The following is an 11,664-nucleotide window of genomic DNA, read 5'->3' on the forward strand; positions in this document are numbered from 1 at the left end:
GCAGTATCTGGTTAGTATGTCTCAAAACGAGGGGAGCGGCGATGGCGGAACCATTTCTTTCCGAAATTAGAATCATGTCTTTCGTCTTTGCGCCGAAAGGCTGGGCGCTGTGCAATGGCCAGCTCCTGCCCATCGCCCAGAATCAGGCGCTGTTTTCGCTGCTTGGCACCACCTTTGGCGGCGATGGCAGGGTGAATTTCGCGCTGCCCGACTATCGCGGACGCGTTCCCATTCATGTCGGTGGCGGCCATACGCTGGGCGAGCGCGGTGGCGAAGAAGGTCACACGCTGTCGATCGGAGAATTACCCCAGCACATTCACATCGAGCAGGCCTCGACGGCCAATGCCGATGTCGCTGCGCCCAACGGCAATTTTTTGGGAACCGTGACCAACGTCTATACGCCGTTGGCAAATCCAACGTCCTTGAGTTCCGGAACGCTGGCGCCTGTCGGCGGCAGCCAGGCGCATATGAACATGCAGCCGTTTCTGACAGTAAGCTTCTGCATTGCCCTGCAGGGCATCTTCCCGTCGCCGAACTGAGGAAACGCGATCATGGCACAACCCTATGTTGGCGAAATCCGGATGTTTGCCGGCAACTTCAATCCAAACGGCTGGATGTTCTGCGAAGGGCAGCTGATGTCCATCTCGGAATACGAAACCTTGTTCAACCTGATCGGTACCACCTATGGCGGCGACGGTCAGAGCACGTTCGCGCTGCCCGATCTGCGCGGCCGCCTTCCTCTCCACCAAGGCAACACCTACATTCTTGCCGAGAACGGTGGCGTCGAGGAAGTCACCCTGACCACCCAGCAGATTCCGTCCCACACGCATCCGTTCCTCGCTTCGCTGGACAATGCACAGGGAAACAGCCCCACCGGCAACACGGTCGGGCAGGTCGGTGCGTCGCAGATCTATCGTGAGGCGCCGGCGGACACACCGATGAACGCGCAGACCGGTGGGCCGGCCGGGGGCAGCCAGCCGCACACGAATTTCCAGCCCTATCTCTGCGTCAATTTCATCATTTCGCTGTTCGGAATTTTCCCGTCGCCGACTTAAGAGGACCGCCATGGCCGACCCGTTCGTCGCCGAAATCCGCATTTTTCCATTCAATTTCGCACCCAAGGGCTGGGCCTGGTGCGACGGGCAACTGTTGCCGATATCGCAGAACACCGCACTGTTCTCGCTGCTCGGCACCACCTATGGCGGCAATGGCAAGAGCAACTTTGCCTTGCCCGACCTCCAGGGCAACGCGCCTATGCACCCAGGGCAAGGGCCTGGCCTCTCCTTGCACGATCTTGGGGAGACTGGCGGCAGCGAATACGTGACGCTGCTGGAATCGGAAATGCCCATGCACGCGCACACGATGATGTCGAACGTCAATCCGGCCAACCTGGCGACGCCCAGTCCGGTACGGTCCCTGGCTCGCACGTCCCCCGGGCAATCCTATACTGCGACAGCCACCCTGACGCCGCTTAACAATCAGGCGGTCGGGCCTGCCGGCGGCAGCCTGCCGCACAACAACATGCAGCCCTATCTCACCTGCTATTTCTGCATCGCGTTGCAAGGCGTCTTCCCGCCGCGTCCCTGATTCTCCGATGGATCAGCGTCGCGAGACGATCTCGGCCGGCTGGATCAGGTCCACCGAGCTGGGGTTGACTTTTCGTCCGATGACCGATGCCGACCTGCCCTTCCTGGCGCGGGTCTATGCCTCGACGCGCGCCGAGGAACTGGCCGTGACCGGCTGGACCGAGGCGCAGAAGACCGCCTTTCTGGACATGCAGTTCCGGGCGCAGCACGCGCATTACGTCAAGCACTATCCCAACGCGGACTGGCTGTTGGTGAGGTCGGGCGCCGAGGATATCGGCCGTCTGTATATCGAGCGCTGGCCAAGCCAGCATCGCGTCATCGACATCGCCTTCCTGCCGGCGTACCGGCGCAAGGGACTGGGCGCCGCGTTGCTCGGCGATCTCATCGACGAGGCGCGGGCCGTCGGCAAGGCGGTGTCCGTCCATGTCGAAAAGAACAATCCGGCCATGCAGCTGTACCTGCGGCTGGGCTTCACCGTCGCCGAGGACAAGGGGGTCTACGACCTGATGGAGTGTCCCGCCCTGATCCTGAGAAATTCAGGAGAAATGCAAGGCCGCGCCGATCTCAGGCGCCGCGATACCAGGAGACGACGGTGAAGCGTTCGTTGCGCGTCACCGGGGTTACCTCATGCGTCGTTTCCGAGCGGAACGCCACCAGCGTGCCCGGCAGTGCCGGCATGGCGACGCGCAATTCCGGGCCGCTATAGTGTCCGTGCAGCACCAGCGAGCCCCCGGCATAGGTCTGCGATGACGGATCTTCCGCCTGGCGGTTGAGAAAAATAACCGCCGAGACCTTCCTGAACCGCGATTCGTCATGGATGAGCGGCGTGTTGCCGTCCTGGTGCGGGACGAAGAAATCGCCTTCGCGATAGTGAAGGAACTGGGGTTTCTCGATCTGGCCGAGCGCAAGGCCGAAATGCCGCTCCAGCGCCGGCTTGTGCTCAACCAGCACGGCATTGATCAGCGCCTCGGTGGCGGGCGAAACCGTGGCCCGCCTGGTCTTGCGAATCTCGGGCCATGCCGGCTTCTGTCCGTCACGCCCCAGCAGCTCGGCCGCCCGGCCGTTCGCCGTCCGGATTTCCGCGCACAGCGCGCTGCATGCTGCTTCGTCAAGGACCCCGGCGATCTGGATATGGTCGATCATATGTCGAGCCGCCCCCGGGTGCCCTGATCGTCGCCTTGACCGAGCAGGCCGTCGGAAATCAAAATCAGTTGAAGACAGCCTCGTACTGATAGCCGGTCGCGTCGGCTGAAACCGGCACGATGAAGATGTCGTCGGTGATGGCATCGCCGGCGAGGTGGTAGATGGCCTGCGGCAGCCTTATGTCGCGCGGCCCCTTGAACAGAAGCGTGAAGCCACCGCCAGGGCGCGGACTGGAGGGGATCTGCCGAACGGCCGCGAGTTCGAGGGAAACCGCCCTGCCGCCAACCGCCACGGTGAAAACCGAACCGACCGCCTGTCTGAAATCCGATGCCGACGCCACGCCATTCGCCTCAATCTGCCTGCTGCCGGGCGGCACTGTCGCCGCTTCATGGCTGGCTGTCCAGAGGTCCCGGCACCGCCGGCGCTCTCCAAGACAACTGGCCGGCGCAAATACAGCGCCGCCTGTCCTTTTATACGTGGAGGAGACACTGTAGTACTTGGCTCGCGCGCGCGGTTGTTTTCCAGACCAGGATCAACGCGGCAAGAACGGGTCCCGGCCTATCGGGGTCCGGGAGGGGCGGCCGGAGCGGCTTGCGGGAGAAGGGACTGACGATGGCAGGTGTAAAGACGGAACTGGCAAGCGATGCCATGCCGCTGTTCTATTCCAGGCCCGAAGCGCTCAACCCGGCACGGCACGGCTCGCTGGGCCTGACCGCGCGCGGCGATTTTGCCTTCGCGCGCACCGCGCACGCCATTCCGGTGGTGGCCTCGGAAATGCCGGCGGCGATGCGCTCCTACCCGATCGTGTTCATCGGCCCGGCCAAATCCCCCGTCATCATTACCGGCGTGCGCCAGGGCGAAAACCTGTTCGTCGATGCCGGCGGCGGGTGGACCGCGCCGCATTACGTCCCCGCCTATGTCCGCCGCTATCCCTTCATCCTTGCCGAGGACCCGACCACGGCAGGCCGGCTGACGCTGTGCGTCGACAGGGCAAGCGAGCGGGTCATCGACCAGCTCATGGCGCCGTTCCGCGAAGACAAGGTCGCGCCATTCTTCAAGGGGAACGAACCGACCGAAGCAACCAGGCAGGCGCTCGCCTTCTGCGACCAGTTCCAGATCGACTTCAGAGCCACCCGCGAGATGATCGACAGGATCGATGCGCATGGCCTGTTTTCGCCGCGCCAGAGCAAGGTGACGCTGGAAGGCGGCGAAGTGCTCAACCTCACCGATTTCCAGGTGATCGACGAGCCGGCCTTCAACAGGCTGAGCGACGAGGCCTTCCTCGACCTCAGGAAGTCAGGCGCGCTCGGCCTGCTCTACTGCCACCTCGCCTCGACCAACAGCTGGACATCGCTGGTGCACCAGGCATCGTTGCGCAAGGCGGGTTAGAGCGCCGGGCGGTCTCAAAAACGAAAAAAAGCCGCGGCGGACCCCGACTTGCCGACAGGCCGGCGCGGCGCCGCCTGAAAATCGTTTTCGTGCGCGAATTTCAAGTCGCCGCGGGAATTTCCCGCGCACCCAGCGGAAGGCGCGGGCGAGCCCGTGCGACAGGCCAGCCGGCGACGCCCGACATCACAGATTCGCGATCCTCGGATGAATGGCGGGCCGTAAAGCGTTCCGGTCTTTGTTCGCCGGGCGCTCTTGAGACCGCGGGCGCCCTAAATCAAACCGATTTGGGAGAACAATGATGAAGCATCGCCTCATTCCCATGGTGCTGGGCCTGCTGATGACGTCCGCCGGCCTGGCTTCGGCTGCCAACGTCCACTCGGTGACGGGGGCGAAGGGTCAACCCGACCAGACGATCGGCACCGCTCAGACAGGAAGTGTCACGCCGGGCAACGCCAGCGCCGCCCCGGGTTCGGCCTTAAACCCGGACGGAACCGCGGGAACGCATTACGCCGGCACCCAGCCGCAGAACTCCAAGAACCCGAAGAGCGTATCCCAGTACGACGTTGCCGGCTTCCAGCAGTCCCATAAGTGACGTCGGCCTTTGGCGGGCGAGATTCCATCCGCCCAAAATGCGAAAAAGCCGCGGCGGACCGCGGCTTTTCGATACTTGGCTTCCCGAGGGAAACTGGAGCGGGTGAAGCGATTCGAACGCTCGACCCCAACCTTGGCAAGGTTGTGCTCTACCCCTGAGCTACACCCGCTCACACGGCGTCTTGGCCGCAAGCCGGGCCTATATGGCTTAAGAGCGCGGCGATTGCAACAGGGAAATCGCAGGCTTTTTTCAACACGCCGAACGATGCCGGCAAACCGCCCGCGACGCGCGGATTTCACCGCGACGTCGCGCGATGGCCTTGTGTCGGCCACCGCATTGGCCGTAAACGGCAAGGCGGAAAACGACGAAGAAGAAGACCGATGCCGAAGACCGAAGCCGAACTTCTTGCCTTTCTCGCCGAACTCGGCATCGCCGTTTCGACGAAACGCCATCCGCCGCTCTACACGGTCGCCGATTCGCAGGTGCTGCGCGGCGAAATCGCCGGCGGGCACACCAAAAACCTGTTCCTGAAGGACAAGAAGGACAATTTCTTCCTGGTCACCGTCGGCGAGGACGCGGTCGTCGATCTCAAGCAGATCCACCAGCTGATCGGCGCCGCCAGCCGTGTTTCCTTCGGCAAGCCGGAAATGCTGATGGAGCTCTTGGGCGTCTCGCCGGGCGCCGTCACCGTCTTCGGCGTCATCAACGACACGGCGCACCGGGTCAAGCTGGTGCTCGACGAGGATTTGATGGCGCATGCCGTCATCAACGCCCATCCGCTGACCAACGAGGCGACGACATCGATCGCCGCGCCCGATCTCATCAGATTCGTCGAGGCAACCGGGCACGATGCTGCTATCTTGAAAGTCTCGGCATGATCGCCACATGCATGGCGCAACCGACTTCCAATGACATGGCGCCGGCCGACGGGCCGGCGGCGCGACCGAAAGGGTGACAAGATGAGCGACAACAAGCCGTTTGGCGGGGCATTCGGCAGCAGTGGCGGCCAGTATGCCACCACCGTTCAGTATGGCGGAACGGGAGCCGCGCCGGCGAAGGTCGCGCTTGGCGATGCCGCGCCCCCCGCCGCTGGCGATGTCATCAAGGACACCACGACCGCCGCCTTCGCCGCCGATGTCATCCAGGAATCCCGCCGCCAGCCGGTGCTCGTCGATTTCTGGGCGCCATGGTGCGGCCCCTGCAAGCAGCTGACGCCGCAGCTGGAAAAGGCGGTCCGGGCCGCCGGCGGCAAGGTCAAGCTGGTCAAGATGAACATCGACGATCACCCCTCGATCGCCGGCCAGCTCGGCATCCAGTCCATTCCGGCCGTCATCGCCTTCAAGGACGGCCAGCCTGTCGACGGCTTCATGGGCGCCATCCCGGAGAGCCAGATCGCCGAATTCATCACCAAGGTCGGCGGCAAGGGCAATGGCGCTGCGGCCGTGGCCGAGGCGCTGGCGGCGGCAAACGAGGCGCGCGAGGCCGGCGACGTGCAGACCGCCGCCGACATTTTTGACGCCGTCCTGGCGCAGGCGCCGGAGACGATCGAGGCGATCGCCGGGCTGGGCGAGCTGCTCTTCGAGGCCGGCGACACGCAAGGCGCCGAGGCGTTGCTGGCAACGGCGCCGGAAGCCAAGAAGGACGCGCCTGTTCTCGCCGCGCTGCGCGCCAAGATGGCGCTGGCCGCGCAAGCGGCGGAACTGGGCAATCCGGCCGAGTTCGAGCGCCGCCTGGCCGAAAACCCGAAGGATCATCAGGCGCGTTTCGACCTGGCCATGATCCAGAACGCCAGGGGCGAACGCACGGCGGCGGCCGACAATCTGCTGGCCATCATCAAGGCCGACCGCGGCTGGAACGAGGATGGCGCCAGGGCGCAGTTGCTGCGGTTTTTCGAAGCCTGGGGCATGGCCGACGAGGCGACGCTGGCCGCGCGGCGCAAATTGTCGGCGCTGCTGTTTTCCTGAGCCGGCGGCTGTTTCGTCGCACGAGCTTGTGGTCGGCGGTGGCCGCGCCATTTTAGGAAGCTGACTTCGGCCACGCCGACGATCCCGGCGGCGGGCTGCGGATGAAGTCGATCGGAGGAATGTGGTGCAAGCGGGAAACGCACATTACCGGCTGTCCAAGGATCTGCCGTCGACGATCCCGCTCTTTCCGCTCGAGGGCGCGCTTCTGCTGCCGGGCGGCCGCATGCCGCTCAACATCTTCGAGCCGCGCTATCTGCAGATGGTGGACGAAGCGGTCGCCGGCCCGCGGCTGATCGGCGTGATCCAGCCTCGTCTCGACGGCGCGCTGCGCGAGGATGGCGAGCCGGAACTGTGCAATGTCGGGTGCGCCGGCCGTATCATCGCCTTCTCCGAGACCGGCGACGGCCGCTACCTGATCTCACTGCAGGGTGTGTTCCGCTTCCGCATCGCCCATGAATTGACCGTCAAGACGCCGTTTCGCCAGGCAAAGCCCGCGCCGTTCCTGGCCGATCTCGATGACGATCCGGCGGCGAACGAGATCGACCGGCCGGCACTGCTCAAGGCGTTTCGCGCCTATCTGCAGGCCAATGATCTCGAAGCCGATTGGGAAAGCGTCAGCCGCGCCGAAAATGCCATGCTGGTCAACGCGCTGTCGATGATGGCGCCCTACGGTCCGGCCGAGAAACAGGCGCTGCTCGAAGCCGCCGACCTGAAGACGCGCGCCGAAACGCTGATCGCCATCACCGAAATGGCGCTGGCGCGCGAGAATGAGGATTTTGGCTCGAGCTTGCAGTAAGATGTGCCGATATTCGGGTGATGCCGGCCTGCAAATGGCGGCTTCGCGCGCTTCCCCGTTCTACTGCGTCGCGGTAGAACTGAGCTCACGTACGAAAAGTGCGCTCCGCTCCGGTTCTGGGAAGCCACCATTTTGGTCGCTGCGCGCCCGTCTTCGACTCCGGTTCGGCCTGACCTGGGTCTTGGTACGTCCAGGCTGGAAAGCTGAGAAGAGGAACCGATGGCGGCGGATGGGCGTGACGGAAAGAAGATCATTGTCGATCCCAAGCTGCTGGAACTGCTGGCCTGCCCGCTGACCAAGGGGCCGCTGGCCTGGGATCCGGAGCGCGGCGAACTGATTTCGCGGGTCGCCAAGCTCGCCTACCCGGTGCGCGACGGCATCCCGATCATGCTGCCCTCCGAGGCGCGGACGCTGTCGGCGGAGGATGTGCTGGCGCCGCCGAAGTTGGGTGGGCCGCCGTGAGCTCCATGGCCATTCCTCGTTTTGTTCTCCCAGGCAAGAGCCACCGGGCGTAAAGGTTTGAGAGGCCGGCGCGAAGGATCACAGCGTTTCTTCAGATGACGAAGCCGCGTGTGGCGCTGCCTACTGAAAATTGCGCCCCTTGGGCATGACGCTTTCCGCCTCTTGCGACAGCGTTGCAATATCCTGTCCGACCGGCGCGTTGCCTATCGCGGGTCGGCTGTCGCGATCCGCGGCCTTGGCGGTCGGAGGGGAGGCGCCCGGCGCTCCGGCCCCGCTGACCTTTTCCAGCAGCACGGTCAGCCAGGGCGTCAGATCCTCGATCTTTTCGGCGACGATATGGATGACACCCGATTCCGACTGCAATTTGCCGGTGACCTTGACGAAGCGCGCGCCCATGACGATGGGCCGGAAGCGGTTAAAGGTCCGCTCCCAGAAGATGACGTTGGCGACCGCCTTGTCGTCCTCCAGCGTCAGGAAGATAGCATTGCCCTTGCCGGGGCGCTGCCGCACCAGCACGAGGCCGGCGACGGAAACCCGCCTGCCGTCGCGTACCGAAGGCAGGTTGGCATTGGGCGTGATGCCGGCGCGGTCGAGCCGCTCGCGCAGGAAGGCGACCGGATGCGCCTTCAGCGACAAGCCGAGCGAACGGTAGTCGTGAATGACATGCTCGCCGAGCGGCATTTTCGGCAGCTTCGTCTCCGGCTCCAGCTCGCGCAGGCGCAGCGCCGGCTGGTCGAACAGCGGCAGCTTTTCGGCCGCACTCCTGGCGCCCAGCGCGCGCACTTCCCACAGCGCGGCACGGCGGTCGAGGCCGATCGAACGAAAGGCATCGGCCTGCGCCAGCCTCTCGATCTCGTCGACATCGAGGCCGGAGCGCAGCCAGACGTCACGGACGGTTTCGTAGCCTGAACCCCGCCGCCTTACGAAATCCTCCATGCGTTCCCTGGAAAGACCCTTGATCTGCCGGAAGCCGAGCCGCACCGCATGGTTCGTCTCGATGACCCCACGCATATCGGCATGACGCGGCAGGATGCGGGCCGGATCGAAAGACGCTTTTTCCAGGGTGCAGTCCCAGACGGAATAATTGACGTCGACCTCGCGGATGTCGACGCCATGGTCGCGCGCGTCGCGCACCAGCTGCGCCGGCTGGTAGAACCCCATAGGCTGCGAATTCAGGATCGCGGCGCAGAACACGTCGGGATAGAAGGTCTTGAACCAGCAGGAGGCATAGACGAGCAAGGCGAAGGAGGCGGCGTGGCTTTCGGGAAAGCCATATTCGCCAAAACCCTCGATCTGCTTGAAGCAGCGCTCGGCGAAGTCCTTTTCGTACCCCCTGCCGACCATGCCGTCGATCATCTGCTGACGATAGTTGCCGATGGTGCCGGTGCGCTTGAAGGTGGCCATGGCGCGTCGCAACTCATCAGCCTTGCCGGGCTTGAAGCCGCCGGCGACGATAGCGATCTTCATCGCCTGTTCCTGGAACAGCGGCACGCCCAGCGTCTTGCCGAGGATTTCTTTCAGCTCCGGCTTGGGGTATTCGGCCTCCTCCTTGCCTTGCCGGCGGCGCAGGTAGGGATGGACCATATCGCCCTGGATCGGACCCGGCCGGACGATCGCCACTTCGATGACGAGGTCGTAGAAGCTGCGTGGCCGGAGACGCGGCAGCATCGACATCTGGGCGCGCGATTCGATCTGGAAGACGCCAAGCGTATCGGCGCGACAGATCATGTCATAGACGCGTGGGTCCTCCTTGGCGATTGTATCCAAAGTTAACGGCCTGCCGTAGTCGTCCCTCACCCCGTAATGATTTTCGAGCAAGGTGAAGGCGCGCTGCAGGCAGGTCAGCATGCCGAGCGCCAGAATGTCCACCTTAAGGATCTTCACCGAGTCGAGATCGTCCTTGTCCCATTCGACCATCTTGCGCTCGTCCATCGCCGTCTTGACGATGGGAACTATCTCGTCGAGCCGGTCCCTGGTGATGACGAAGCCGCCGACATGCTGGGAGAGGTGGCGGGGAAAGCCCATGATCTCATTGGCCCGTTCCATCACATGGCGCGATGTGGGGTCACTCCGGTCAAGGCGGCCGGCGCGGGCTTCCTTCTCGCCGAGCTCGGAGGTCGACCAGCCCCAGATCGAGCCGGACAGCGACGCCCGGACATCCTCCGACAGGCCCATCGCCTTCGACACTTCGCGCAGCGCCGAGCGGCCGCGATAGCTGATGACGGCGGCGGCAAGCGCGGTGCGTTTGGAACTGTATTTCTCGTAGATGTACTGGATGACGGTCTCGCGCTTCTCATGCTCGAAGTCGACATCGATGTCGGGCGGCTCGTTCCTCTCCTCGGAAATGAAGCGCTCGAACAGCGTGTCGATCCGCTCCGGCCCGACTTCGGTGATGCCGATGCAGAAGCAGACGATCGAATTGGCGGCCGAGCCGCGCCCCTGGCAGAGGATGTCCTGGCTGCGGGCGTATTTGACGATGTCGTAGACCGTCAGGAAGTAGCGGGCGTAGTTGAGGCGCTCGATCAAGGCGAGCTCTTCCTCGATGCGTTTGATCACCGAATGAGGCACGCCTGAGGGATAGCGCCTGGATGCCCCCTCCCGCGCCAGCCTTTCCAGCTCGGCCTGCGGGCCGAGGCCGGATTCGGTCGGCTCGTCGGGGTAATTGTACTGGAGATCGCTGAGCGAGAAGGTCAGCTCTTCGGCGAACCGCAAAGTCTCGGTCAGCGCCTGCGGATGCCTGCGGAACAGGCGGGCCATTTCCAACGGCGGCTTCAGATGGCGTTCGGCATTGGCGCTGAGTTCCAGCCCGACCTCGGCGACAGGCGTGTTGAGGCGGATGGCGGTCAGCACGTCCTGCAGCGGGCGGCGTTCGGCGGTGTGGTAGAGGACATCATTGGTCGCCATCAGCGGGATGCCGGTGCTCTGGGCAAACGCCGCCGCCTGCTCGATCCGGAAACGGTCATTGCCCACATAACAGGGCGAGACGCCAAGCCGCAGGGCCTTGCCGAAGCGGTCCTTGAGCTGGCCAAGCAGGGCAAGACCGTCCTGCGCGCCCGCCGCCAGATCGGGCAGGACCGCCAATGACATCAAATCCCCCCATTCGAGCAGGTCGCCGCGCTGGAGAAGGGTGGCGCCCTTTTCGGTCTCGTCGCGCAGATTGGCCTGGGTGAGCATGCGGCACAAATGCCCCCAGCCTGCCCGGTTCCTGGGATAGGCGAGAATGTCAGGCGTGCCGTCGCCAAAAACCAGCCGGCAGCCAGGGTGATAGGCAAGCTTTTCGACCTTGGCCTGCTGCCAGGCGCGCACCACGCCGGCCACCGTGTTGCGGTCGGCAAGGCCGATCGCCGAAAAACCCATGAGCTTGGCCGCGACCACCAGCTCCTCCGGCTTGGAAGCGCCGCGCAGGAAGGAGAAGTTAGACTGGATGCCGAACTCGGCATAGGGAATGACGGTCAGCGCGTTCATGCGAAGACCCCGTGCATGAACCAGCGCGGCGCGGCTTGCGAGCCGCCGTAAAGCCCTTGCCGGTAGAGCCAGTAGCGGCGGCCTTCGGCATCCTCGATGCGGAAATAGTCGCGTGTCGAGGCCGCGGCGTCGCCTGGCGCCTGGCGCCACCATTCGGCGGCGATGCGTTCGGGACCTTCGGCGCGGGTGACGCGATAGAGCGCGCGCCGCCAACGGAAATGCAGCGGCGGACCCTCCGGCATTTCGGTGGCCGGCACTTCGATGGGC

At 64.2% G+C, this 11,664-nt stretch carries 14 protein-coding genes and 1 tRNA gene; 10 read left to right on the forward strand and 5 right to left on the reverse strand.

The window, feature by feature from the left end; genetic code table 11:
* The first annotated feature begins 41 nt into the window (after positions 1-41).
* Genes C1D09_RS13510 through C1D09_RS13525 form a run of 4 tightly spaced genes read left to right on the forward strand, consistent with a single transcriptional unit; the run spans position 42 to position 2,182 of the window.
* Entirely contained in the window at positions 42-539 is a 498-nt protein-coding gene (locus C1D09_RS13510; protein WP_143974804.1) for a phage tail protein, read from the forward strand.
* A gap of 12 nt (positions 540-551) precedes the next feature.
* Positions 552-1,055 carry a phage tail protein gene (locus C1D09_RS13515; RefSeq protein WP_143974793.1) on the forward strand — a complete coding sequence of 168 codons (504 nt, stop codon included), beginning with the start codon at positions 552-554 and terminating at the stop codon, positions 1,053-1,055.
* 10 nt (positions 1,056-1,065) lie between these two features.
* Positions 1,066-1,587, forward strand: a complete 522-nt coding sequence (locus tag C1D09_RS13520; protein WP_143974794.1) for a phage tail protein — start codon at positions 1,066-1,068, stop codon at positions 1,585-1,587.
* A 7-nt stretch (positions 1,588-1,594) separates the two neighbouring features.
* Positions 1,595-2,182, forward strand: coding sequence for a GNAT family N-acetyltransferase (locus tag C1D09_RS13525; RefSeq protein WP_246135735.1), 588 nt, complete (start codon positions 1,595-1,597; stop codon positions 2,180-2,182).
* On the opposite strand, the gene C1D09_RS13530 is transcribed toward C1D09_RS13525, so the two are convergent.
* Positions 2,151-2,729 carry a 2OG-Fe(II) oxygenase gene (locus tag C1D09_RS13530; RefSeq protein ID WP_143974795.1) on the reverse strand — a complete coding sequence of 193 codons (579 nt, stop codon included), beginning with the start codon at positions 2,727-2,729 and terminating at the stop codon, positions 2,151-2,153. The genes C1D09_RS13525 and C1D09_RS13530 overlap by 32 nt on opposite strands.
* Positions 2,730-2,793: 64 nt before the next feature.
* Positions 2,794-3,069 carry a DUF6916 family protein gene (locus C1D09_RS13535; protein ID WP_143974796.1) on the reverse strand — a complete coding sequence of 92 codons (276 nt, stop codon included), beginning with the start codon at positions 3,067-3,069 and terminating at the stop codon, positions 2,794-2,796.
* Between the two features lie 272 nt (positions 3,070-3,341).
* Here C1D09_RS13535 and C1D09_RS13540 point away from each other — a divergent pair, with 272 nt between their 5' ends.
* Both C1D09_RS13540 and C1D09_RS13545 read left to right on the forward strand, forming a co-directional pair.
* Positions 3,342-4,118: a SapC family protein gene (locus C1D09_RS13540; RefSeq protein ID WP_143974797.1), complete on the forward strand. Its 777-nt coding sequence runs from the start codon at positions 3,342-3,344 to the stop codon at positions 4,116-4,118.
* 298 nt (positions 4,119-4,416) lie between these two features.
* Positions 4,417-4,710 (forward strand): adenylate cyclase, encoded by a 294-nt coding sequence (locus C1D09_RS13545; protein WP_208760378.1) that lies wholly within the window; start codon positions 4,417-4,419, stop codon positions 4,708-4,710.
* Positions 4,711-4,804: 94 nt separating this feature from the next.
* Here C1D09_RS13545 and C1D09_RS13550 read toward each other — a convergent pair.
* Positions 4,805-4,879 (reverse strand) — tRNA-Gly (locus C1D09_RS13550).
* A 211-nt stretch (positions 4,880-5,090) separates the two neighbouring features.
* Here C1D09_RS13550 and C1D09_RS13555 point away from each other — a divergent pair.
* The 4 genes from C1D09_RS13555 (at position 5,091) to C1D09_RS13570 (ending at position 7,932) form a co-directional block, all read left to right on the forward strand.
* Positions 5,091-5,588 carry a prolyl-tRNA synthetase associated domain-containing protein gene (locus tag C1D09_RS13555; protein ID WP_143974799.1) on the forward strand — a complete coding sequence of 166 codons (498 nt, stop codon included), beginning with the start codon at positions 5,091-5,093 and terminating at the stop codon, positions 5,586-5,588.
* An 81-nt stretch (positions 5,589-5,669) separates the two neighbouring features.
* Positions 5,670-6,674, forward strand: a complete 1,005-nt coding sequence (gene trxA, locus C1D09_RS13560; protein ID WP_143974800.1) for a thioredoxin — start codon at positions 5,670-5,672, stop codon at positions 6,672-6,674.
* 124 nt (positions 6,675-6,798) lie between these two features.
* Positions 6,799-7,470 (forward strand): LON peptidase substrate-binding domain-containing protein, encoded by a 672-nt coding sequence (locus tag C1D09_RS13565; RefSeq protein ID WP_143974801.1) that lies wholly within the window; start codon positions 6,799-6,801, stop codon positions 7,468-7,470.
* A 219-nt stretch (positions 7,471-7,689) separates the two neighbouring features.
* Complete coding sequence (locus C1D09_RS13570) at positions 7,690-7,932, forward strand: Trm112 family protein (protein ID WP_143974802.1); 243 nt, start codon at positions 7,690-7,692, stop codon at positions 7,930-7,932.
* Positions 7,933-8,052: 120 nt separating this feature from the next.
* On the opposite strand, the gene C1D09_RS13575 is transcribed toward C1D09_RS13570, so the two are convergent.
* Together C1D09_RS13575 and C1D09_RS13580 are read right to left on the reverse strand one after the other, a co-directional pair.
* Positions 8,053-11,397 (reverse strand): error-prone DNA polymerase, encoded by a 3,345-nt coding sequence (locus C1D09_RS13575; protein WP_143974803.1) that lies wholly within the window; start codon positions 11,395-11,397, stop codon positions 8,053-8,055.
* Positions 11,394-11,664 (reverse strand): DUF6504 family protein (locus C1D09_RS13580; protein ID WP_342780229.1); only part of this gene is annotated, 271 nt, incomplete at its 5' end. The genes C1D09_RS13580 and C1D09_RS13575, both read right to left, overlap by 4 nt.

The sequence above is a fragment of the Mesorhizobium intechi genome (assembly GCF_002879535.1).
GTDB classification, from domain to species: domain Bacteria; phylum Pseudomonadota; class Alphaproteobacteria; order Rhizobiales; family Rhizobiaceae; genus Mesorhizobium; species Mesorhizobium intechi.

What these genes read in the sequence shown, in the direction of transcription:
- C1D09_RS13525 (WP_246135735.1), top strand. Translation starts at nt 1,595, where the DNA reads ATGGATCAGCGTCGCGAGACGATCTCGGCCGGCTGGATCAGGTCCACC.
- C1D09_RS13555 (WP_143974799.1), top strand. Translation starts at nt 5,091, where the DNA reads ATGCCGAAGACCGAAGCCGAACTTCTTGCCTTTCTCGCCGAACTCGGC.
- trxA (WP_143974800.1), top strand. Translation starts at nt 5,670, where the DNA reads ATGAGCGACAACAAGCCGTTTGGCGGGGCATTCGGCAGCAGTGGCGGC.
- C1D09_RS13510 (WP_143974804.1), top strand. Translation starts at nt 42, where the DNA reads ATGGCGGAACCATTTCTTTCCGAAATTAGAATCATGTCTTTCGTCTTT.
- C1D09_RS13570 (WP_143974802.1), top strand. Translation starts at nt 7,690, where the DNA reads ATGGCGGCGGATGGGCGTGACGGAAAGAAGATCATTGTCGATCCCAAG.
- C1D09_RS13540 (WP_143974797.1), top strand. Translation starts at nt 3,342, where the DNA reads ATGGCAGGTGTAAAGACGGAACTGGCAAGCGATGCCATGCCGCTGTTC.
- C1D09_RS13545 (WP_208760378.1), top strand. Translation starts at nt 4,417, where the DNA reads ATGAAGCATCGCCTCATTCCCATGGTGCTGGGCCTGCTGATGACGTCC.
- C1D09_RS13530 (WP_143974795.1), bottom strand. Translation starts at nt 2,729, where the DNA reads ATGATCGACCATATCCAGATCGCCGGGGTCCTTGACGAAGCAGCATGC.
- C1D09_RS13515 (WP_143974793.1), top strand. Translation starts at nt 552, where the DNA reads ATGGCACAACCCTATGTTGGCGAAATCCGGATGTTTGCCGGCAACTTC.
- C1D09_RS13575 (WP_143974803.1), bottom strand. Translation starts at nt 11,397, where the DNA reads ATGAACGCGCTGACCGTCATTCCCTATGCCGAGTTCGGCATCCAGTCT.
- C1D09_RS13520 (WP_143974794.1), top strand. Translation starts at nt 1,066, where the DNA reads ATGGCCGACCCGTTCGTCGCCGAAATCCGCATTTTTCCATTCAATTTC.